Annotated in this window: 19 protein-coding genes and 1 tRNA gene; 10 read left to right on the forward strand and 10 right to left on the reverse strand. The window is 34.9% G+C overall.

All coding sequences use genetic code 11. The features are described from left to right. Positions 1-41 precede the first annotated feature (41 nt). From CWD91_RS15315 to CWD91_RS15330, 4 genes are all read left to right on the forward strand, one after another. Complete coding sequence (locus tag CWD91_RS15315) at positions 42-1127, forward strand: Fic family protein (RefSeq protein ID WP_103441845.1); 1086 nt, start codon at positions 42-44, stop codon at positions 1125-1127. Positions 1128-1391: 264 nt separating this feature from the next. After that, on the forward strand, positions 1392-4538 hold the full coding sequence (locus CWD91_RS15320; protein ID WP_103441846.1) for an Eco57I restriction-modification methylase domain-containing protein: 3147 nt from the start codon (positions 1392-1394) through the stop codon (positions 4536-4538). Positions 4539-4540: 2 nt separating this feature from the next. Continuing rightward, complete coding sequence (locus CWD91_RS15325) at positions 4541-6433, forward strand: ATP-dependent nuclease (protein ID WP_103441847.1); 1893 nt, start codon at positions 4541-4543, stop codon at positions 6431-6433. Further along, the gene (locus tag CWD91_RS15330) at positions 6430-7953 is read left to right on the forward strand and encodes a UvrD-helicase domain-containing protein (RefSeq protein WP_103441848.1); all 1524 of its coding nucleotides are present in this window, start codon (positions 6430-6432) and stop codon (positions 7951-7953) included. The genes CWD91_RS15325 and CWD91_RS15330 overlap by 4 nt, the downstream gene beginning before the upstream one ends. Positions 7954-8092: 139 nt before the next feature. Here CWD91_RS15330 and CWD91_RS15335 read toward each other — a convergent pair whose 3' ends face one another. The 5 genes from CWD91_RS15335 to CWD91_RS15355 all read right to left on the reverse strand — a co-directional run bounded on the left by CWD91_RS15335 (position 8093) and on the right by CWD91_RS15355 (position 14925). Further along, on the reverse strand, positions 8093-8491 hold the full coding sequence (locus tag CWD91_RS15335) for a hypothetical protein (RefSeq protein WP_103441849.1): 399 nt from the start codon (positions 8489-8491) through the stop codon (positions 8093-8095). A gap of 21 nt (positions 8492-8512) precedes the next feature. Beyond that, the gene (locus CWD91_RS15340) at positions 8513-11038 is read right to left on the reverse strand and encodes a type IV secretory system conjugative DNA transfer family protein (RefSeq protein ID WP_103441850.1); all 2526 of its coding nucleotides are present in this window, start codon (positions 11036-11038) and stop codon (positions 8513-8515) included. Between the two features lie 73 nt (positions 11039-11111). After that, entirely contained in the window at positions 11112-12668 is a 1557-nt protein-coding gene (locus CWD91_RS15345; protein WP_103441851.1) for a toprim domain-containing protein, read from the reverse strand. A 67-nt stretch (positions 12669-12735) separates the two neighbouring features. Continuing rightward, entirely contained in the window at positions 12736-13578 is an 843-nt protein-coding gene (locus CWD91_RS15350; RefSeq protein WP_103441852.1) for a hypothetical protein, read from the reverse strand. A gap of 123 nt (positions 13579-13701) precedes the next feature. Then, entirely contained in the window at positions 13702-14925 is a 1224-nt protein-coding gene (locus CWD91_RS15355) for a hypothetical protein (protein WP_103441853.1), read from the reverse strand. Positions 14926-14986: 61 nt separating this feature from the next. Between CWD91_RS15355 and CWD91_RS15360 the strand changes: the two genes are divergently transcribed. Next, the gene (locus tag CWD91_RS15360; protein WP_103441854.1) at positions 14987-15826 is read left to right on the forward strand and encodes a M23 family metallopeptidase; all 840 of its coding nucleotides are present in this window, start codon (positions 14987-14989) and stop codon (positions 15824-15826) included. A 464-nt stretch (positions 15827-16290) separates the two neighbouring features. Here CWD91_RS15360 and CWD91_RS15365 read toward each other — a convergent pair whose 3' ends face one another. Then, the gene (locus CWD91_RS15365) at positions 16291-16983 is read right to left on the reverse strand and encodes a LytR/AlgR family response regulator transcription factor (protein WP_103441855.1); all 693 of its coding nucleotides are present in this window, start codon (positions 16981-16983) and stop codon (positions 16291-16293) included. A 330-nt stretch (positions 16984-17313) separates the two neighbouring features. Here CWD91_RS15365 and CWD91_RS22705 point away from each other — a divergent pair, with 330 nt between their 5' ends. The 3 genes from CWD91_RS22705 (at position 17314) to CWD91_RS22825 (ending at position 18541) form a co-directional block, all read left to right on the forward strand. After that, entirely contained in the window at positions 17314-17451 is a 138-nt protein-coding gene (locus CWD91_RS22705) for a hypothetical protein (RefSeq protein ID WP_157943813.1), read from the forward strand. A gap of 248 nt (positions 17452-17699) precedes the next feature. Next, a complete protein-coding gene (locus tag CWD91_RS15370) occupies positions 17700-18092 on the forward strand; it encodes a response regulator (RefSeq protein WP_103441856.1) in 393 nt (130 codons plus the stop codon). A gap of 281 nt (positions 18093-18373) precedes the next feature. Then, positions 18374-18541 carry a DUF6747 family protein gene (locus CWD91_RS22825; protein WP_181422910.1) on the forward strand — a complete coding sequence of 56 codons (168 nt, stop codon included), beginning with the start codon at positions 18374-18376 and terminating at the stop codon, positions 18539-18541. A gap of 72 nt (positions 18542-18613) precedes the next feature. Here CWD91_RS22825 and CWD91_RS15375 read toward each other — a convergent pair whose 3' ends face one another. Then, entirely contained in the window at positions 18614-20263 is a 1650-nt protein-coding gene (locus tag CWD91_RS15375) for a sensor histidine kinase (protein ID WP_157943814.1), read from the reverse strand. A gap of 1023 nt (positions 20264-21286) precedes the next feature. After that, positions 21287-21363: transfer RNA gene (locus tag CWD91_RS15380), tRNA-Met, on the reverse strand. A 135-nt stretch (positions 21364-21498) separates the two neighbouring features. Here CWD91_RS15380 and CWD91_RS15385 point away from each other — a divergent pair. Next, a complete protein-coding gene (locus tag CWD91_RS15385) occupies positions 21499-21882 on the forward strand; it encodes an START-like domain-containing protein (protein ID WP_103441858.1) in 384 nt (127 codons plus the stop codon). Between the two features lie 54 nt (positions 21883-21936). Next, positions 21937-22782: an aminotransferase class IV gene (locus tag CWD91_RS15390; protein ID WP_103441859.1), complete on the forward strand. Its 846-nt coding sequence runs from the start codon at positions 21937-21939 to the stop codon at positions 22780-22782. A gap of 6 nt (positions 22783-22788) precedes the next feature. Here the strand turns inward: CWD91_RS15390 and CWD91_RS15395 are convergent, their stop codons facing one another. After that, positions 22789-23349 carry a YqgE/AlgH family protein gene (locus tag CWD91_RS15395; RefSeq protein ID WP_103441860.1) on the reverse strand — a complete coding sequence of 187 codons (561 nt, stop codon included), beginning with the start codon at positions 23347-23349 and terminating at the stop codon, positions 22789-22791. A 112-nt stretch (positions 23350-23461) separates the two neighbouring features. Then, positions 23462-23734, reverse strand: a complete 273-nt coding sequence (locus CWD91_RS15400; protein WP_031443811.1) for an HU family DNA-binding protein — start codon at positions 23732-23734, stop codon at positions 23462-23464. Positions 23735-23778: the final 44 nt, after the last annotated feature.

A 23778-nucleotide genomic window follows, 5' to 3' on the forward strand; every position in this document is an offset into this window, starting at 1 on the left:
CCTCGTTAATTCAACGTAAGTAATAATTACTCTTGTTCAAAATGACAGCATTTAATAGAAATACGCCATACAACAACCTACCCTTATTGCCACCGAAAGCAACCTTGGAAACTACAAAGGTGTTGCGTAAGACCATTGATGCCAGTAGGGCATTGGCACAACTAAATGGTATGCTCACCAATTTACCAAACCCAACGCTGTTTTTGGACACCATACATCTACAAGAAGCAAAAGCGAGTTCCGAAATAGAGAACATTATTACCACCAATGATGATCTGTATAAATCTATAGTGGCGGATAAAAAGTTTGATAATCCTGCAACAAAAGAAGTGATAAGCTATAAAGAAGCCCTTTGGAATGGACTGCGCGATATAGAAAAACGCCCTTTTATAAGTACAAATTTGTGCATTGAAATTGTTCAAAGTATTAAAAAGAATACTGCTGGCATTAGAACAACACCAGGAACTGCCTTAAAAAATCCAAAAGGTGAAACTATCTACACGCCACCTACAGGTGAAAATGTGATAAGAGAGAAATTGGCAAATCTAGAAACCTTTATTAATGGTGAAGATGCTATGGACCCATTAATAAAAATGGCATTAATGCATTATCAATTTGAAGCAATTCACCCCTTTAACGATGGTAATGGGAGAACAGGACGTATTTTGTTGTTACTCTATTTAAAACTTGAAAAATTGCTGGATACACCTGCTATTTACTTAAGTGAGTATATTATAAAAAATAAAGCTGATTATTATAACAAACTACGTGAGGTTACCGAAAATAATGCATGGGAATCGTGGATATTATATATGCTCGATATGGTAGAATACACTGCTAAAAAGGGATTACAGCGTTTAAAGGACGTAACCGATCTAATGCAATTAATGACCACGGAAATTAAAGAAACCTTGCCAAAAGTATATACTAAAGAGCTTGTGGAAATATTATTTAGATTGCCATATACTAAAAGACAATTTTTAATCGATGCCAAATTAGGAACACCCAAAACTGTTGGTAATTATCTAATAGCATTGGAAGAAGCTGGGTTTTTAATATCTGAAAAAGTAGGAAAGGAAAAATTATATCTCAACCATAGATTGATGGCTGTTTTAGAAGCCTCTTAAGTGTTTAGTGTCGATTTAGGAATGAAATGTACGAGTGCAATTTATACCTTTATGGAACCTCATTTATTGAAGATTCACATCAAGTCCATAATCCAAGGAATGCTAAAAATAGGGACATTTGGAAAAATAGATAATTGCAGGAAGTAGTGCAGTAAATAAAATTGAATTTTGTAAATAAAATACTAACACCCTATAGATGTTTAAAGTATTAATGCTCATTAAGTTTTACTATTTTAGACGTTCAATATTACTCTACAATAGTTAATGGCATTATTCCAAACATCCGTACTTAAATCACATCTCGCTTTACTCAACCAAGCAGCAGTCGATAAGGCATATAAAAAGTATCAAAAATACTTCTGGAACACTACGATACAGGAAAATATCAAAAGTGCAAAAGAAGAACAATATCAAGCAACATTTCTTAATGAATTATTCGTTAATATATTAGGCTATACGTTATTTCCTAACCCTAACTCAAACCTGACCACAGAGTTTAAAAACGAAAAGAATGCACGCAAAGCAGACGGTGCAATTCTAAAGGATGGAAGTGCTATTGGAGTTATTGAATTAAAAGGAACCAATACGAAGGACCTAGAGAGTATTCGTCGCCAAGCGTTCGATTATAAAGCAAATCAAAAAGGATGCGTCTATGTAATCACATCAAATTTTGAAAAGCTACGTTTCTATATCAACGATGCCACGGAGTTTGAGGAGTTTGATTTGTTCACTCTTTCACAAGATAGATTTAAACTACTGTATTTATGTTTACATATTGATAGCATTCTTAATAATACATCACTTAAAATTAAGGAAGCATCTGTTGTTAAAGAAGAGGAAATTACCAAAGCTTTTTACAAGGATTACTCAATTTTCAAGCGTGAACTTTACCGTGATTTAGTTAAAAGAAATGCTAAAAGTGTAAAAATCAGATTAGGAGCAACTGAAGGTATTGAAAATCAAGAAGATATTGCACGTCTCGAGAAGAATGTAAAATTAACCTTGTTCAAAAAATCACAAAAACTGATAGACCGTTTTCTATTTATATTTTTTGCTGAAGACCGGATGTTATTGCCATCTAATTCCACGCTTCAAATATTAAATAAGTGGAAAGATGATTGGGATTTCGGCGATGAACGTCCGTTATACAATCTTTTTAAGCAGTATTTCAATTTTCTGGACATAGGCCGCAGAGGAACAGAAAAACGGGCGGAAATCTACGCTTACAACGGCGGGCTGTTTAAACCGGATAACCTTCTTGATGCACTGGAAATCGACAATCACCTTTTGTACAAATACACAACCAAATTATCTAATTATGATTTTGAAAGTCAGGTAGATGTCAATATACTTGGGCACATTTTTGAAAATTCCCTGAATGAAATTGAAAGTATTAACGCAGAGATAGAGGGTGATAATTTTGACAAACAGACTAGCAAGCGTAAGAAAGATGGTGTTTTCTATACACCAAAGTATATTACCAAGTATATAGTAGAAAATACAATAGGCAAGCTTTGTGAGGAAAAGAAAATTGCATTAGACTTCCACGAAGAGGAATATTTTAAAGGTCGTAAAAATCGTAATAAAACTACCATTACAAAACTTGTCAATATACTTGATGAATATCGCGAATGGTTATTACAACTGACCATTTGTGATCCTGCTTGTGGTTCAGGAGCGTTTTTAAACCAAGCTCTTGATTTTTTGATTAAGGAGCATAGCTATATTGATGAATTGAAAAATAAAATATTGGGGGGTGGTTTGCAATTCTCAGATATAGAAAATACAATTCTGGAAAACAACATTTATGGAGTTGACCTGAACGAAGAAAGCGTGGAAATCGCCAAACTTTCCCTTTGGTTACGTACTGCACAGCCACGCCGAAAACTGAACGACTTAAGCAGCAATATCAAATGTGGGAACAGTTTAATCGATGATAAAAAAGTTGCTGGTGACAAAGCGTTTAAGTGGGAAAATGAGTTTCCTGATGTTTTTGCTGATGGTGGTTTTGATGCGGTGATCGGGAATCCGCCTTATGTTCGGCCAAGAAGCCTCAATTTCATTCAACAAGAATGGCTAATTAAAAATTTTATTTGTGCGGAAAACCAATTTGATCTATACCATTTGTTTATCGAACAAGCTGAAAATATAAAGAAACCGGATGGGATTGTTTCTTATATTCTTCCAAACGCTTTTTTAGCTAATGAAAATTCTAAGAAACTAAGAAAATACATATTGGATTTTTGCACAATCGGTACTATAATTGAATGTGGGTCAAAGGTTTTTCCAGATGCTTCAGTAGAAGTTCTTATATATATCTTTTATAGTAAGGCTGAAGTAGCTCAATTTGGTTTTCTTGAAAACACACAATTCATGAGGTCAAATTATTTCAATCCGAAACTGTTTTATGATAATTTCAATATTAATTTCACTGTAACTCTATCAGAAACAGGGATGAAATTACATCAAAAAATAAAAAAGGCATCTCTAAAACTTGGAGACTTAACTGACGTAATGGGAGGTATTAAGGAATATCAGGTAGGAAAAGGTAAACCGGCACAAACAAAGGAAGATAGAGAGTTGTCTAGGTTTAATTCTACGTATAAAACCAATGAAACCTATGTTAAAGAAGTACGAGGTAAACATGTAAATCCATATTATTTGGATTGGAATGAGGAGTACATAAGTTATGGGCCATGGCTTGCAGAACCAAGAAACCCCGAATTCTTTAAGGGGCCAAGACTATTTATGCGACAAATCCCAGGAAGGAATAGACTATATGCTTGTTATACCAATGAAGACTTTGTAGTAGACCAATCGGCATACATAATAAAACCTCAGAAAGAATCTGAATTCGAAATTAAATCTATACTTCCATTAATAAATTCTAAACTTATTTTTTGGTACTATAGAAATGAAAACAATGAATTTGACCAATTATTTCCAAAAATTAAATCAAAAGAAATTAAAAATCTTCCGATACATATAGATTTTAAATCTGTAAAAGATAAGATGCTTGATCGAGCAAATATTCTAAATAATTTGAATGATAATCTATTTCAAAGTCTAAAAGATTTCATAAAATTCTTAATTCATACTCACATATTAAATGGGCTTTCTAAAAAACTCCAAAACTGGCACGAACTCCCTTTCAGCGACTTCATAAAAGAACTCAACAAAGCCATAAAAGCAACTAATAAATTAAGAGCAGTAGAAGATTTATCACTTGTTCCAGAATTGACCAAAAAGGATGAATTTGAGTGGATGGAACTTTTTGAGGAGAACAAGAAAAAAGCACAAGAACTACAAACGCAAATCGCCACTACAGAAATAGAAATAGACAAGATGGTTTATGAATTGTATGGGTTGACGGAGGAGGAAATTAGGATTGTTGAGAATATAATTGAATAAATATGTACGTATCAAAACTGTCAATCAAAAATTATAGGAGCTTTGAAACTTTTGAGATAAAATTAAAGCCATTTACTCAAATTATTGGAGAGAATAACATAGGGAAATCGAATATGTTAGACTCTCTTGGCTTGTTATTTAGTCAAGAAATCTCATTCTTTAAGAAGAGAGTATTAGAGGTGTCAGACTTCCACTATCCAGCACTATTAAAACTTAAAAGGGGAATTTTAGATTATGCTACTCCTGCCGATGAAATTAGTTATCCTGAAATAATTATTGAGGCTATAATGACTGATTTTACCGTTGAGCAAGAGGTAATTGTTTCTGACTGGTTTACTAATGAAAAATGTGAAGATGCATCCTTAACATATACATTTGCACCTATTAATTCTTTCGATACTGTTGAAGAAATATTACAACAACGGCAATTTATTAATGACTTTAAGGTGGAGATTGGCGAAAAAAAATTTGCTGCTTTGTCTGAAACGGAATTACTAAACCTAATTAATTTTCCTATATCTAAATACCAATATCGCATATATGGAGGAAAAAAAGCAGAAGGAAATTATTTAAGCTATCATCATAACCAATTGAAGTTCGAACTGCTTGATGCTTTGAGAGATGCAAAAAGTGAGCTTTCAGCAAATAGGAACAATGGGCTACTTTATAGGATTTTAAATGCAAATGATGAAAAGGACTATCAAAATCTAAAGACTCAGCTAGTTGGCTTGGAGAATGCAATAGAATTGAATCCTGCTATCGTTGGTATAAAAACAAGAATTACAGAGCAATTAGATAAGATTTCCCTTACTACGGAAAAATCAAACAACGTTGTTGATTTAATTTTTTCAATGCCTAATGTAAGCGATCTTCTACGTAAGTTAAGCCTTATTTATAATGACAATCCAATTAAAATAGAACGCAATGGAATGGGACGTAATAATTTACTATTTATGTCCCTAATGCTATCCTTCATTGAAAACCCAGAAAAACAACATTCAACTTTTTTTAGAATAGTTGGTATTGAAGAACCGGAAGCACATCTCCACGCTAACCTACAAAATCATCTAGCTCGTAATTTTGATGAACTTATAAAAACGAAAGGAGGAGCTTACAGAAAAGACATCCAACTGCTCATTACATCTCATTCAAATCACATAACTACAAAAATTGACTTTGAAAACACCGTAGTATTACACTACGAGAAAAATGAAGTAAAGGCTCATTATATTCTTGAGGGTTTCGGCAGCACAGCAAAAGATATCAGGCAGATTAATTATCTTAAAAAGTACCTTGACAGTGAAAATGTCAACCTTTTTTATTCTAGAAGATTGATGTTGGTAGAAGGTATTTCTGAGAAACTTTTGTTGCCTATATTTTATAAGGTTCAAACCGGTGTCACTATAGATCAATCGGCTTGTTCTGTAGTAAATGTAAATGGTTTAGCTTTTAAAAACTTTTTGAAAATTATTGAAAATGGTTTTCATATTAAATGCCTTGTTTTAACCGATAGTGACACTGGAACATCATCAGCTCAAAGGGCAATTGACTTAAGAAATAAATATGCTGAAAACCCAAAGGTTAATGTACAGGTATCCGAAAAAAGTACTTTTGAAAAAGATTTGATTGCAAGCAATACAATAGGATATGGGAAGGCAACTCTATGCGAAGCACTCAAAGTAGTAAGACCAGTATCTGGTAAAATTTACGTTGATGGCTTAGAAGAAAAACCAATTGATGTTGAAAAATATTTTATGCTTATTGAAGATTACAAAAGTGAGTTTGCCCTTCAATTATCTATATTACTTTCTGAGTCCTGGGGAGGCTTTATTATTCCTGAGTATATTAAGAATGGAATAACATTTTTAAATCCGACAATTGCAACAAAACAATGAAAGTTCCTAAACCAAAATTAGTGATTGCAGGTCCAGGAGCTGGAAAAACTCACGGAATGGTCGATGAAATTATTTCTTCAATATCAGATTTAAAACCTAACCGACATATGGCAATTGTTACGTATACCAACTCTGCCACCAATAATATAAAAAGACGATTAGGAGATAAGATTCTAATACCACCTAACGTTTTCATAGGTACTATCCATTCCTTTCTCAATCGTTATATAGTGATACCTTATTCAGGCCTTATTCATAACGATGTAAATGAGGAACTCCATTTTATTCAATGCGGTATGGATGATGTTATTGATAGAATGTTCGGAACAAAAATTGACTTCAAAGAAAAAAACTTTCACAAAAAAAGAGTTACAGAATCCATGCATAAAATGGGTTTTGTGACATTTGACCAAACTTTAAATCTGTCCGAAAAGTGTTTTGAGAATTTAAGGGTTAAGCATTTGGTTGCAAATAGACTACAGTATCTATTTGTAGATGAATTTCAAGATTCAGATAATAAAATGTTTGGTATAATCGAAAACTTAAGAAAGCAAAAGAAGACAATAATTTATTGTGTTGGCGATCCAGAGCAATATATTCAAAGCTTCAGTGCAGCAAAAAAAGCTTTTAAAAACATACCAATATTAAAGGCATCTAGGACTAATGTATACGACGTGACCCTTAACAAAACTAATAGAAGGTCAAATGGGGCTATAGTAAACTTTATTAATCATTTCAGCAAAAGAGCTTATCAAGATGAAACTTTTGAACAGACCAGCTATAATGTAAAAGCAGGAGAACCTGTTAAGTTTATTTCTCAAGCTGCGGACATTACTTTAATGTTGCCTCAGTTCTTTGAGTTATGTAACAAGTTGAATATCACGAAAAATGATATAGCGATAATAGCAAAAAATAATGCAGTCATCAATAAAGCCTCCATGGCTCTGGATAATAATATAATATCTCCAGTGAGAAGTTCTAAGCCATCTATGATTAATGAAATCAAAGACACCATACTCACTTCATTAAATATGAATCAGAATATGTTTTGTGAAAAGTATGGCAAAACTCCATTCGACTTAAAAGTTATGGCTGTAAAGGTTGCTCGCGCAATTAGAAATGATATTATTGAAAATGAAAATAGTTTTGCAAGTTTTCTAAAAAGTAATTTTGACCTGACTATAAATAATGAAATACCTATTGAAGTTGATAACCTCCGCCAATCAGTAGCTCCAAAGTCATTAAAAGATGCAGTCATGGTTTCCAATATCCATAAATTCAAAGGGTTAGAATCAGAAGCGGTGCTTGCAGTAGCAAAAAATGAAATAGAATTAAAACTTTGGTTGGAAACCAATACAAAAAGGAGAGATGAACACGAAGGGAATACTACTAGCGACTATCCTAGGCTTGGATACGTTGCATTTAGTAGAGCACGTCAATTATTATGCATTGCTTGTGTAGAAGTCATAAGTGATGAAACAAAAGAGAAACTACGAAATTTATCGGTGGAAATTTTATGATTTTATATAAAGTAAAAAAACACCTATTCCTACTATATTTTTTTGTTTGGGTATTAAGCCTGTAACTGATTGATTTTCAGTTATCCTTTAAAAAAGTAGGATTCGAACCCTTCTGCTAACCCTATTCACGCATCTATTTTTAAATCTTCTTCTTAAACTCCGTAAGGGCATTAACAATGGCAGATTCCAAATCCTTGTATTCCTCTTGAACATCGGTCTGGTAGACAATATTCTCCCCTATATTGTCCTTTGGAATGAATTCGTTATCCTCCGTAAGAATCCATGCCGGATTATAGCCCAATGAGTAATAATATAAAACCAATTTTATGGTGGTCAGTGATATGGCCCCCCGTTCTACATTGACCAAGGTATTATAGTCCATATCAAAACGTTCGGTAATCGATTTAATAGAAAACTCGCTTGAACGTTTATTGCCGGTATCCTTTTCGATCAGTTCTTCGCGAATCATTCTTAATCGTTCGCTGATGTATGCAAAATCCTCAGTGGAGGCTCTCATCATCTCGTCAATATCTTTCATGTTTTTAATTTTAAATATAGATTATTCCTTGTTCATTTCTATAGGATAGCTGGACAATAAGGTTTCCAAACTTTCCAAAGAATCATTAAATACATCTGTTTGGTTAACCGCAGAAACACTTTCAAAAGTAGGTGTTTCATATTGCCTACGAAAGGCATCTGCCAACTCCCTGCTGGATTTACTGCGGTATTTCTTCATAAAATCTTTTGCAATGACCTCGTCCTTTTCCAGAGATCCCGCTATTTTATCGCCAATTTTGTGTTCGTCAAAAATAGCCAACTTTGGTTTATTTCCAGTACAATGAACATATTCCCGTTCAACAAGCTCATTGATATCTTTGATCACCTTTAAAAAATTAGCATCCAGAATCCTATCTATTTCCTTGTCTATATACATGCGATCTACCAGGTTGGCAATATAATGCTGTATATTTTCGGTATGGTCGGAATGATTCTTTGTCAATTCCTCCAACTTTTGTAGATGGTCGAACAATTTTAGCTCATGGGCCAAAGGGACAAATTGAATTTGCTTTATATGATTATCGTATTGTTCAGCTGCAAACTCCTTAATGTAAGTGGTATAAAATTCCAAATAATTTGTTTGACCAAAATCGAGGTTCCGTACAACATCAAAAAAGTCAAGGCTGTGAATCAGTTTCATCTTCGAATCCACTAGTTCCTGATGATTTGCACTTTTAAATTTGTTATGCACTGGCATTTCGTATTTCCCTTGAATTTTTTTGGATTCCATATTGGGTTTTAACAACCCAAAACACAGTTTTTGTTCAATAGGGTTTTCAAAGGTATCTGCGACAATGCCCCCAAAATGGCCTGTAGACATACTAGTAATCTTGCTTTTTGGCAACAATTCCGAAAGAATGGTACTGAAATTTACAGTGGTGTCGTTGTTGGAAATTGCCTTGCTTTTTTTTCCTTGATGGATACGTCCAAATATCTCACTGATTCTTCGGGCCGTTTCCCCTTTTGCAGCTCCACTGAACACATTGGAGCAGTTGTCAAAGATGACCTCTGCCAGTTCTCTGCCATAGTCGGCAATCAATTGTGTAATGCTTTGTATACCCAACACGGTGGCCACATAATGAGATCTTCCGGTATCGATTATCTTGCGAAGTCCCATAATGAAAACGGTTGGGAGTTCATCCAGGATAAGACCCAAAGGCCTACAGCCAGGTTTATTTACCACTTGCAAAATTTTATTAATATAGAGTCCTATTGGAGCGGCATAGATTTCAGAACGGTCCGGATTATTTTGAATACAGACTATTTTAGGTTTTTGCGGGTTATTGATGTCCAAACGAAAATCGTTGCCTGTCATGATATAATAGATTTCCTTGCTGGCCAGCATGGAAAGGGATATCTGAGCGCTTGCGGTCTGACCGGCCAGCTGCTGGCCTGCTTGCCGCTCCATGGCATCCTTGAACGGAATCATCAGACTGCGGACTTCTACTTCCCTCATCATAATTTCCAACAAGTATTCAATGTTTATTGTAGATAACGTTATGACATGTGGCAAAGTGCAGATATTCTCACCCGTCTCCTCGGATTTTTTCTTCAAGTACCAGATCAGCCCCGAAACAAAACTAATGGCACTTTTTGAAAAAAAATCACTGCGCTTTATCCAATCTTTATTCAGATTTTTCATGATAATTGTAGCAGCATCTGCGGCATCGGTCTGGTTTCGCATTAAATATGGGTCGATAGGGTTACAGCGATGCGATTTTTCTATATTGTCAAAACTCAAGGTATAAAACTCGGGTAGTTTGGATTTTTCTTGAACATCGTTTGTGCGCTCCTTTTTTCTGCGCCAATAGTTGTAGGCCACCTTACTAAGCGTATCGAACTTAAAATCATAAATCAATAGCGTAAAGTTCTTTTCTATCATTTGCTCTATAATCTCTTCGATCAGCGCAAAGGATTTTCCACTACCTGGTGTACCTATAACCAATAAGGCCCGGAACAAGTTGACAAAATTTATCCACCCTTTCCTTAGTTGCCCTTGGTAATGGTATTCATAGGGAATGTTTACGGAATACTTGGTATCTATGCGTTCTTCCATCTGCTGAAATGTTTCGTTCCGATCGTTAAAAGGGTCATCCTCGGCATCATTGACAAAGTCCATCACCTGGAAAAGATGTACCGAACCAGAAACAGAAAATAGGAAACCGATATTATATAAAATCAAAGAGTACCAGAGCAAACTGATTTGGGAAGGTTTAAAATATCCTGTTATAAATAACAGTACACAGCCAATTCCAAAATACGTTAGGCCGGTCAAAAATGATTTGCCCTCTTTTTTTCTGGGATTATATAGCATTACCGAACCTAAAATGAACATCAATAACATTGTTCTTCCGGGTAAGGGCTTTTGCAAAGGCTTAAATCGAATAAGGAAATCATGTATGATTTGTGAAAGTTGTGAATCACATTCCAGATATTGCACGATCGGGTAATAGGAAATAAAGCCTATAATAGCAAAAAAGGTTACCGAAAGTAGCATGGCCGAGAATGCCAGATTCTTGTCGTTCATTATGAAATTGAGTGGTTATAATTTACTTAGCATAGATTGCCCCTTAATTCTTCTATTATGGAGCTCATGAGAATCATTCTATCGAGTTTTGTAAGTTATTGTTATTCTTTATTTCCCCTTTCATTTTTTCAGGAGTAAGGGGAGCATTTTTCTTTAAATGCGCCCTGATTTCAGAAAAGGGAATGGTATAGCTAAATTTCAATCCAAAATCGCATTCCACGCTGTTGCTATTTATTGATTTTATGATACCAAGGTTAGGTGCGCCTTCAGGCCCTTTGGTTGTTTTCAATTCAATTTGATCACCGATGACCATAACATCTGCGCTTACAGTCCCCATTTTAACATATTTCACCTTCTTGGAATCCCTTAGGTCATCGTTCCAATCCTTGCCTTTTGATTTATGGATAGTGATTGGGAACGGTAGATAAAAATCGGTAATGGTTTCTATCAAGGATTTGAACAGATTTTTTACTCTTTCAGGCTGATCGTTATTTATGATTTCAGATAAGGAAAATTCCAATACAATCTTGTCTTTATATTTTATCCATTCGATAGAATTCGACATAAGTTTATCCCATTCTAGTTGGGACGTTAATTTTTCCTCCAGCAAGGTGATATGATTGGTCAATTGAACCCCGACTTCTGAGGTGTTGTTAATGGTTAGCCTTACATTTCCGTGGCTATATGAACTTTCCAAATATACATTTGGATTAAAACGGTTGATAAGGCTGCTAAACAACTTTAGGTCAAACTCGAAACCTTTGATATCATTGTCCATTATGGATATCATGGATACACTGTTTGTCTTAAGGTAAGGTTCGGTTAGTTGACCGAAGAAATCTAACTTTTTTTGATAAACGTTGCCACTAAAGGATACATAAAAATTATCTGGACTACCATGTAGTTCATGGTAGGAGAGGAGGTCTATGCCACTTTCCCCGACTACAATTTTGTATGGATTCTTGATGGGACTTGAATGAAATAGAAAATGATCCTTTTGGTTCAGTACGAGGCGAAACTTTTTAATTTTATTGTCTCTACTGCTCTTATATGTTTTATTGTAGAGGATATAATTTTGGGGATAGCCTTCCAAATCGTACTTTGGAAAAGCAATATTGGCGAACTGATAGCCATTTTCCACAGTGGGATACGCATTATAAATACGGCCCTTAAATATAGGGCTGTTTAAAGTTGTCTTGGAAATACCCCGTTGTAGCCTTAGATAACTTGAATTCCGTAATGGAACAATGGTAAAATTATCCTCCAAGGATTTTCTCACGGTATTGGTATCTCTAACTTCCATAGGTATATTTCCAATATAACCAGTCCAGTTCACAATTTCTAGTCCGGCTTGCACGGCCTGGTAAAAATTCGCGTTCCTCCGCATCAAAAACCCAAAGAAAAGGCCTTTGTCCTGGGAATCGTTTCGGTTGAAATAGGTTACCGGCTCTCTGGCAATTTGTAGAACAATGCGGTCTCTGTCATTCTTGAATTCCATAGAACCTGCACTTTTCTTAATCAATTTGTATCCATTTTGATATAAGTACGTCGGAAAATTGGCCTCAGTATTGATTTTTGAAATCAATCTTTTATAATATTCAGGGTCATCTATGTAATTAGAACTTTGCATAGGAAGGATGTAAAATGGCCGACATGCTTGGCGTGTCGGCCATTTGCTTGAATTAGTATAAACTGAGTTACATGCTTATGGCGTTTTTAGGCTGTTTCTTTTTTTTTTCGCCGTCAATGGTTTTGTGCTCCTTGGCCTCTTTATCCAAAAAATTAGTTTTGTCCAAATTTTTGTAAAGAAAACGTTGGTTTTTAGCATTCCATCGAACCATATAGGTCAAAGGTCCTTTTTGTGTCTTTCGAATGGTGATCTTCACTTCTTCACCTTTGTTCAAATTGTCTGCCTGTTGTTTGGTCAATATTTGGCCCAGAACATACATATTTGCAGACACAGCCGATTTTGTACGGATATCGTTCAGTTTTGGCTCGTAATAGGCCAGTTTTTGGAAGGTATCGCCGCTCAAGGATGTTCCTGTGAACTGAACGGTCTTGCCTTCTTGTACCATGGCATGGTATTCATCCTTGGTAAATTGATATTGAAAGGCATTGGCATCTTCAAGTTTAATCTGTTCCTTACGTTTGATCTGTACATCCAATCTGGACCCGTAAGTGGAGTTATATAGCATTTGGACCATCTTGACCGTTTCCTTTAATTTGCCATCATTGATGTATGTTGTCTCGATCAACTGCTCCCTACCTTCTAGAATCGACTCTTGAATGTTGGGTTCCAACTTCTCAAAACTTATGTAAGCGCCTTCCAAACGTCTTTTTACATCGGCCTCGGCAAATTGTTGGTCCTTGTTTTTTTGGACTTCCACATTTCTGCTGTCCTTCAACATTTCAAAGGATGGATTATTACCTGCTTTTATTTTGAAGGTTTTATCGTCCATAGATATCGCTTCAGCCTTTTGCCAAACTTGATTGACATTAACGAATACTTTTTGAATCGTGTTTTCTACTTGATTTTCCATTTTTGAGTGATTTTTAATTGTTACGGAATTTGAATTTGTTACTTTTGAATAACTTTCGAATCAGGAGTGATTTGTGAGTTACGGAATTTGAAGGAAAGAGGGCGGGAGCGCCCTTTTTCCATTTTATAGGGCAATCCTATATTCTTTCAATTGTACCTCCTTCCTTTCATTAACTTGATTTTGAGAATTTTCCCATTCAGTATACCAATTGTCAGACTTTGGCTTTAGAATATCTATCGTCTTGTTCAGATAGTTTTTGTAATACGACCACACCAATAATTTAATGGCGTTGGATTCAATGGGTAAACGGACTTTAATGTCTTCATTATCCTTGGAAACCAGAATACTGTATTTGTTCAGCCTGTTTTGGTCTATGATTTTGTTGAAATTCAAAAAGCTTTGGGCCAAGTCTTGGTTAAAGCGTCTGGTATGGTCGTAAAAGCGGGAGAAGGATTTTTCCTTTCCCATGGGGAAGCGTAAAAGTATATCCCTATCGGTCAAGGTCAAATTAAAATCGGAATCCTTTGTATATGATATAAAATGGAGGTCCCGCAAATAGCCCTCTATTTTTTTATTTCCCGTGAAGCTTAAAAAGAGTTTGTCCACTTTCGTTAGCCTTTGTATCTGGAAAAGTATATCGGTCGTCTGGGAATTTATCGCTCCCAATGCCATGTATACTACATTTTTTAATTGGAATTTTTTATGGAATGCCAAAGCTTCCTTAGGATCTTTAAAAAGAAAAAGGCCCTCTATTCTCTTTGGAATATTGGAGTACCAAAGGGAGTGTTTTATAGCTGACTCTTTATAAGGCACTACTTCTTTGTCCGTATCTAGGAAATATCCGCAGACCTCGTTCTGCAGATTGAACAAAGGAAATAGCGGACCACCTTCATGATTTTGGAAAACACGCCCCGAAAAGGGAATAGAGCTTTCCACACCATGATATAGGTCTTTGGAAGTATCTTGGAGTGGTGACCTGTAAGATAGAAAGTGATTATAATCCTTTGGTACTATTTTTAGAGTGGATTCCGGGTTATTGGATATTAGAAGGGTTATGGTTTCCAATACTTTGTTATATAGGCTATCTACCTTATCCCATATCAGTTCCTTGCCGATTCCTTCAACTTTTGATACATGCTCAGTAATTAGGTCGGAGGCGGATAGTTTTTCCTGTGGCCGTTGCACCTTATAATAAAAATATCCTTTTTCGGTATTTATGATCACATAGTGCTCACCACCGTTCTTAAGTATAAGGTGGGTATTTTCGGATTGCACAACTCGGTACCCCAAATGTTCAAAGAGATTTGGAAGGTGTATTAGGTGGTCTTCTATAAGCCAGTTGTTCATCTTATTCTGAAAATTTGTTTATTTGTATATAAATAGTAATTTTGTTTATAAATACAAATATATGATTTTTTTTGAATCTACAATTTTTTGGAGGAAAAAAGTGGGTGTCACCAAACCAAAGTCAGCTAAAACCTTTGGAAAAAAAGAATTCGCCTATTTTCTTTTTTTAATCATTATGTGCCTGTTCTTTATAATATGGCACTGTCCTTATAATTCAGCACAACGACTTCAGGACAACACAATCACAATGGAGCTTTATGAGGAACGCCTTAAAATGAATCTGGTATCAAGCTCTGCGGATGTGGACCTTATAGAAAGGGAGCGTGATCAATTGTTACTGACCATCGAAGAAAAAATAGTTGGTTTTCTATACCAAATACCCGATTACTCTTATATAAGCTCATTGGAGACATACCTTCAGTTCCGACCGAAGTTATTAGAGCAGTTTCCTTCTGCTGTCCCTTTGGAGAAAGGCAATTATTCCATTTCAAGTAACTATGGCATTCGTGTCCATCCAATTTCAGATAAAGAGAAGAAACATTATGGAATCGATCTGGCCACCGCGCGTGGAAAATATGTTTATTCATCGGCATCAGGTACTATCCTGAATATCCTATATTCCAAAAAAGGCTATGGTACACATATTATCATTAAACATCGCTTTGGTTTTCAAACATTGTATGGACACCTGAACAAGGTGCTTGTGCGAAAGGGGCAAACAGTAAAACAGCACGAAATGATTGGCACGGTGGGTAGCACAGGAAGTTCCACAGGATACCATCTACACTATGAGATACTGAAGAATAGGAACAAAATAGATCCAATACTTTCATTCAATCTAAAGAAGAATATTTATAGCCATTTAATTGAATCAAACACCATCAAAGATGGAGTGGAGTAAAAGAAAGTGGTGGATTCAATATTCTAAATTTAAGTATAGTTATACCCCTAAAAAAAAGTATTAAGGGGTCTACTCCTAAAATCTTATTTTATTAAATATAAAATAACAGATGTTAGAATCAGATATTACCTAGTGCCCAACTGGTTTTTTTTGTAGATAGGGGAAAAACGACTGGATAGCTTCTAAGCAATTTTCAAAGGAGTGGCAAAGGGATTGGTGTATGCCAAAAGTGATTTTATATATCATGGTTATACCACTGTTTATAATTTAAATAGGATATCTATGTTGACTGTTGCCAGTATCAGGAGCTCGATCTAAAAATATAAAATAACTAATTTTGATTATGGCTTAACCTAATTATTAGATTTTATCTCTATAATAAGTATTTTCATAAATATCTATAACATGAACACGAGAGCTTCTTAAAGCTATCGTGTTGGGAATCTAAATTCCTTGAATAATCTTTAAACATTATAAAGTGCATCAGCCAATTCGGTTTTTTTGTTTCGGCTCAATGGTACTTGTGTTCCAGCTACTTGAACAATTTTACTGTTAAATTTTTCAATTTTTTCCAAATTCACGATATAGGATTTGTGTATCCTTAGGAATTTATCCCCTGGCAACTGTTTTTCAAAAGATTTCATAGTAGAAAGTATAACGATATTACCTTCATTGGTCACCAATTTAACATAATCACCAAGAGCTTCGATCCATTTAATATCGTTTAGTACTACCTTGCGTTTTTTTAGGTTACTTTTCACGAAGATATATTCTTCTTCCTCATTTGACTTATGAATCTGCTCGTATTTGGCCACAGCTCTTTTTACAGAGGCATCAAAACGGGATAAAGATATAGGTTTGTATAGGTAATCCGTTATGTCATAATCAAAAGCCTTAAGGGCATAATCAGGATTGCCTGTAATCAAAATTACCTGTGGAGGGTTGTCCAAGGATTCCAAAAGATCGAAACCACTGATGATCGGCATTTCTACATCTAGGAAAATAAGGTCGATGTCATTATTTTTGATACCGCTTTTTGCTTCAATGGCATTGCTGAACTCGGCTACCATAGCCAGGTTTGGATGATTGTTCACTAATCTTGCTACGGCGATTCGCTGCATAGAGGAATCGTCTACAATTATACATCTTAATTTCATGATAGGTATATTCGGGGTTTAAATCACGGCCAATTTACTTAAATAGCCATTTCAGCCTGTCAAAATGATGTGAACGGCACCTAAAATGTTGCGTAGATACAGGTAGTGATTGTTTAGGAGTTTGGTCGAGTCCATTTATGATTAATTAATGCCCTTCCTTACCTAAATTTGTGACTGTTCTTCAATTGCAATCCTAAACCTCTTATTGTAGAGGTGACTTGTTAAGAACATATTGATTTCTTTGAATATGCTTTTTCCCTGTTAACTATTTTTATTATTAGATTTTAAAAATCTTGAACATTTTTGCTATTCTATGTGAAAAATAGTAGAATGGAACTGCAATTTTCAAATACCGTAGATGTCAGAAATAACCTATTTTCACATTCCAACTTTGAATTTGTAACCATCTTAATGGTAATAGTGGACGAGCGGGGAAGGAAATTGAATAGACTGGTAATTGCCAGATAATTACGTTCGTTTTGTAACTATGATAAATCAAGTAGCAATTACACCGAACTAGGTATTTAAAGGTTGTTAAAAATGGATGACTAAAACACCGGATAAAGAATAAAAAGAACAAAGTTCTGTTAGACGCACCTCATTTATGAAGCTTTCTTGTTACAGCGAGAATATGGACCTTTTGAACGTTTACCAGTTAGATTATATAATTAATTGATAATTCTTTCTCATATTTACAACTATTAAATTTCTCAAAAATGGAATTGAAAGTTTGCATTATAGATGACGACTTAGTGTCGCAATTCGCGTCAAGATATTGCATAGAACAATCAATTTCTAATTGCAGGACTATAGTTTGTGATACTGCGGAAGAAGTTTTGAACATGTTTGCCCATCCTGTAATTAATAAAGAGGATGTGCCGGATTTAATATTTCTAGATTTGGTCATGAACGGCATGGACGGTTGGGAATTTCTTGATACAATAAAGATTGGCAGCAATGTTTTACAAAAAACGGACATCTATATTCTATCCGCCTTTTCAAATTCGAAAGACCGGACAAGGGCTAAGGAGCACCCCATGATAAAAGGGCATTTTGACAAACCACTTTCCAAAAGCATTATGGAAAAGATTCTTCATTCAAAAAAGTAATAAACGAATCGTTTTTCAAAACTGTACATTTGAGAATTGCAAGATCGTTATGCTCTTGCATAGCAGTGTTCTTTCAATTCATTTCATCCAAAGTTTATTGTAATTTCATAGGCTTCCCTGAAAATGCATAAAATGCAGATATGAATTCGTTGAAGTGCCATAATTCTTGATGAATATTTATTTTTCTTCATTAAACCGTATTTATTGACATCTTGTAGAAAAAGAAAGTTCAAGGTAAATTACTGCGATACCTTTGCATCCAAACCCCTAAACAATTTGGTATGGAAACAATTTTACTTTTTAAAGAAATATATCTCAATGGATTTAAGCAGCTGGGAAGTTGGCTGGTAAAAAGCTATTTCAAAGCTTTTTCATGGTTCAGTTTTGCTATGTTTATAGTAGTCCTATATGCATTTGGGTACAGATTAATTACTGGATTCTCTTTTTGAAGGATTTAATAGAATTAAGAATTAGAAGATTTGATCCTTCCGTCGCTTTTCGGAAGGATTTTTTTATAAAAACTAAAAATATATTTTAAAGGTAGTACCTATATTCTCTTTACTTTCAATAGTTATAGTTGCATCTAGAGCTTCTAATTGGGATTTAACTAAAAAAAGACCAATACCTTTACCTGAAATATTTCTATGAAATCTTTTATACAGCTTAAATACATTCTCACCATGTCTATTTAGATTGATTCCTATACCATTGTCCTTTATCACGAGCACTTTTTTATCATTTTCAATAAAAGTTTCAAAATGGATATAGGATGATACCCCATCCCGCCGATATTCTATGGCGTTGGATATAAGGTTATTTATTATGCTCTTTAAGTAAAATCTTGAGAAGTGTACATCCTGCCAAGCTGATAAAATGAGCGATATTTTAAAATCATTTGAATCCAATAGCGTTTTGGAGAAATCCTTTTTGACCTCATTTATCAAAGTTAAAATATCAACTTCCTCGACCTTAACCTTTCTATCATCTATAATGGATACATACTCACCCATATCTTTGGTGAGTTCCGTAATACTTTCGGCAATTTGACTTAGTTTTGGAAGAAGTTCATTTATTTTTTTTTGGGGGTCCTGTTCTTTGTTGATCATTGATACAATCAATGACATACTTGTTACGGGAGCTTTAAGGTTATGCGAAACCAAATAATTAAATTCACTTAATTGCTTGTTTCTGATCGTTAATCGACTATTTATATTGGAAATTTGCTCGTTGTGTTTGTCCAATAGATTTCTTTTTTTGTAGAGCAGCGCATTCTTTGTTTCCAATTCATTGACATACTTTTCTCTTTGTCGTCTGCTATTTACAAAAAAGTAAGCTATGGTCAATAGCATAGTAATAGTTATAAAATTGAAAATACCGATACCAAAATAAAGGAACTTTAAATTGGCGAGTAAAAATTTTGGAGGTAATTCTTGAACAACTTTCCAATTGTAAGGAGCAACTATTTCTAATTGTGTATCAGAACCAAAATCCAACACCTCATTCAGACTTAACGTTTGAACAGACCATATATGATCATTGCTCAAAAAGGTGGTATCCTTTTTAAATAACTGGCCGGAAAGACCATATTTTTGGTTCAGAGGAACTACTGAATCCGATATTTCAAATGGAATTTGGTTTATATAGGTATTGGAGGTAATTATATTCAAGTTATCATCCAGTAGATAGAAATTATTATCAACTATGTTGGTTCTTAGTTGGTTAAGAATTCGATCCATTTTATAATTGATGACCACAACACCTATCTTTTTTTTATTGCCATCAAAAATGGGTTGCACTGCCCGAATAACAGGTTTGTATGGTTTTTCAATTTTACCATTTTCCCTGTTCAAATTAATTTGAGATAGGTAAAGTTGCCCGTACTTAAGGCCAATCCCCTCTTTAAAATAAGTGCGGCTACTTTTGTTCTGCAATTCACCAAATTCTAAAGAATCGATTCCTTTCCGCTGCACACGAAAAAATTCTTTACCATTTAAGTCAAGAAATCGAAACTGATCGTAATGGGTAATTCCCTTAATAATTTCAAGGTATGGTTCCATGAAGGCCCTATGGGTATTCAACGGGTCAAAGTCTTTTGGAAACTTCAGTTTTGACCAATAGTTGGCATTTTGTATGGGTGCCTGAAAAAGATCTATAAAAGATTTTCTCTTCATAATTGTTTCACGCTCTTGTAACAACGAGAAATTTTTTATTTGTACGTTTTTTTGATAGATGAATAGGACCAAGGAAAATATTAAAAGAGGAAAATAAAGTATTGCGAAAATTTTAAATACCTTTTTCCACATAAAATCAACCTATTAATTTTTTTCGCTTATTGTACAAATAACACATTGGATTGTAGGATTGTAAGTACACTAATATAAGAAATATTCAGATTGTCGGATAGTCTTTCACTAATAAACTTAATCCAAATAATTTATGGACCGGACCAAAAGTTTTGAATCCAATAAGACTGTATAGTTTTAAATCTTGCCCTTAAAGATAAATTTTGAGGTTAATCTTTTGTAAGATAAAATTCATTGCATTTAGAATTTAACTCATTGCTGATTATTGTGCTTGATATTGGCTGTCAACAGTCAACTTTTTTTACACATATTCAGTTTTTCACTCGGCAAAAGTTATCAAATAGGTTTGTTGTTTAGAGTGGAGCTGCGCTTGAAATTAAAAAACAAATCCACTAAGTAATCACTTTCTTCCAGACATAAGATTCTAGTAACTAGCAGAAACTTATTTTAAAGCATTTAGAGGCCAGCAAAATGGTTTTGTCTGCCTATCCACAATATTCCGATTTATCAGGAAATAAAATCAAGGTATAGCGGTTTAGAACGTGTAGAATATTTTCTATATGTCCAGCTTTGAATCCGGTAGCATCAGCTAAAAAATCGAAATTAATTTAAATACAAAGGACTCGATTTTAAGAATCTAGTTTCCTATTCATATTATAATTCGGCGCAAACGGTTCTTTTTGATCGACTCATCCAAATAGGTTTTGGGCATAATCCTACAAATAAAACTAGGTGTAATACCAATCTATTAGAAAAATGAGAGTCAAACAATTGGTGATAGGTCTTTTTGAAGTGAAAGCAATATTTTGAAAGTAAACTTTAAAATGTTGTACCTATGTTGTACCTAACAAAAAATCCAGGAGCTTAAACTCCTGGATTACTTGATTTTACTGGTAGCGAGAGGGGGGCACGATCCCCCGACCTCCGGGTTATGAATCCGACGCTCTAACCAACTGAGCTACCTCGCCGTGCCGTTTTAAACGGGTGCAAATATAAAGTTAATTTTCGGTCCTTTCCAAATTAGATCACTAAAAATATTATCACGGTTTTATTTTTTTATCATTTATAAATATATATATTGTCCACCATAAACACTATTAAGAATGAGCGATAAAATTAAATATGAAGTTGAATTTGTAATTCAATCTTCCCCACAACTATTATATCAATATATATCTACCCCCTCAGGGCTTTCGGAATGGTTCGCGGACAACGTAAATTCCAGAGGTGAAATGTTCAACTTTATTTGGGATGGCTCCGAAGAGCAGGCAAAATTATTAAAACGCAAGAGCGATGAATTTGTGAAATTTACATGGGTAGCCGAAGAAGATGACAGTTTTTTTGAAATGCGTATCATCGTAGACGAGATAACCAAAGACGTGTCCCTGTTTATTACAGATTTTGCGGATGAGGACGAAGTGGAGGAATCCAAAATGCTATGGGAGAACCAAGTATCCAGCTTAAAACAAGTTTTGGGTTCCGCATAAGGCATTAAGGGAATAAAACGTACCTTTGGCCTTGATTTTTTCAAGGCTTTTTTTATGGTTAATTTTAACGGAAACCTACTTTCTAAGAATACATTTTACCTAAATCACGAAAATAGGGGACTCCGTTATGGTGATGCCCTTTTTGAGTCCATTAGGGTAGTCAATGGTAAAATTTTCTTTTGGGAGGATCATTACCTTCGCCTTATGGCGTCCATGCGGATTTTAAGAATGGAAATTCCTATGAATTTTACCATGGAATTTTTGGAGGAAGAGATATTGACAGCCGTAAACGCCAATGCTTTATTGGAAAAACCGGCCCGGGTGCGATTCACCGTGTTTAGAAATAATGGTGGACTTTATCTGCCCCAATCCAATGAGGTATCCTACATTATAGAGACGAATGAATTGGATTCCCCGTTCTATACCCTAAACCAGGAGGCGTACGAGGTAGAGCTTTTTAAAGATTTTTATGTGAATCCGGATATGCTTTCCACTTTAAAGACCAATAATAAGGCGATCAATGTGGTAGGGAGCATTTACGCGGCCGAAAACGGTTATCAGAATTGTCTGCTGCTCAATAATGAAAAAAAGGTAGTAGAAGCTTTGAATGGCAATCTCTTTTTGGTAAGGGATCAACTTATAAAGACTCCATCTTTAAAGGACGGTTGTTTAAATGGAATTGTGAGAAAGAAGTTGATTGGAATTTTAGGCTCGTTGAATAACTATAATTTTGAGGAAGCTTTTATCTCGCCCTTCGAGTTGCAGAAAGCGGACGAATTGTTCATTACCAACGCCATTAGAGGTATACAACCCATTACAAAATATAGAAAAAAGGAATACGGTACTACAGTGGCTGCCGATCTCTTGGGCAAGCTAAATGCCGCAGCAAGGCTCAACTAAATATTCTTAGTTTAGACTGGGGTTTTCCGGGGCATTGGACCAGATTACATAATTGCCCCCCAATTCCATCATTTTTTCTTTCCAGAAAGCATTGGACGATTTTTGTATGATATCACTTTCATAGACATTCTTCACAACCACCCACGATTTGGAGGTTAATTCCTCATCCAATTGAAACGAGGACCAACCGGAATATCCCAGAAAGAATCGAATATCATTTTCAGAAATGATTTTATTATTGATAAGGTCTACAATAGACCCAAAATCTCCGCCCCAGTAAATACCATCGGAAATCTCAATACTATTTACTATTAATTCCGGTACCTTATGTATAAAATAAAGATTGTCCTGTTCTACCGGACCGCCATTATACACTTGAAAAGGGATATCTATTTCGGTAACCAGGTCGTTAATATTGTAATCCAAAGGCTTGTTGAGGATAAAACCAACAGACCCTTCCTCGTTATGTTCCGCCAACAGGACTATAGACCGGTTAAAAGAAACATCACCAGATAGGGTAGGCTCGGCAATAAGTAATTTGCCTTTTTTTGGCTTTTCAGCAACCATATAATTTGTTCTTGTATCTCTAAAATATAACAAATCTATTAATCTGAAAAGCGTTTGTACAAAAAAAGCACTTCCCGATAGAGAAGTGCTTTCAATGTATAATAAATTATGACTAGTTTACTGCACCGCTCAAATCAGCACCTGCCTTAAACTTCACTACATTTTTAGCTGCAATTTGGATAGTTTTCCCAGTTGATGGGTTTCTACCTTCTCTTGCATTTCTTTTAGATACAGACCAAGATCCGAAACCTACTAGAGATACTCTACCACCTTTTTTTAGAGAACCTTCAACGTTTCCTAGGAAAGATTCCAATGCCTTTTTAGCTGCGGCTTTAGTAATGCCAGCATCAGCTGCCATTGCATCGATTAATTCTGTTTTGTTCATAATTTCGATAAATTAAGTGTTATTAATTATAATTAATTCTTCAA

This window comes from Arenibacter hampyeongensis (assembly GCF_002909255.1).
Taxonomy (GTDB): Bacteria; Bacteroidota; Bacteroidia; order Flavobacteriales; family Flavobacteriaceae; genus Arenibacter; species Arenibacter hampyeongensis.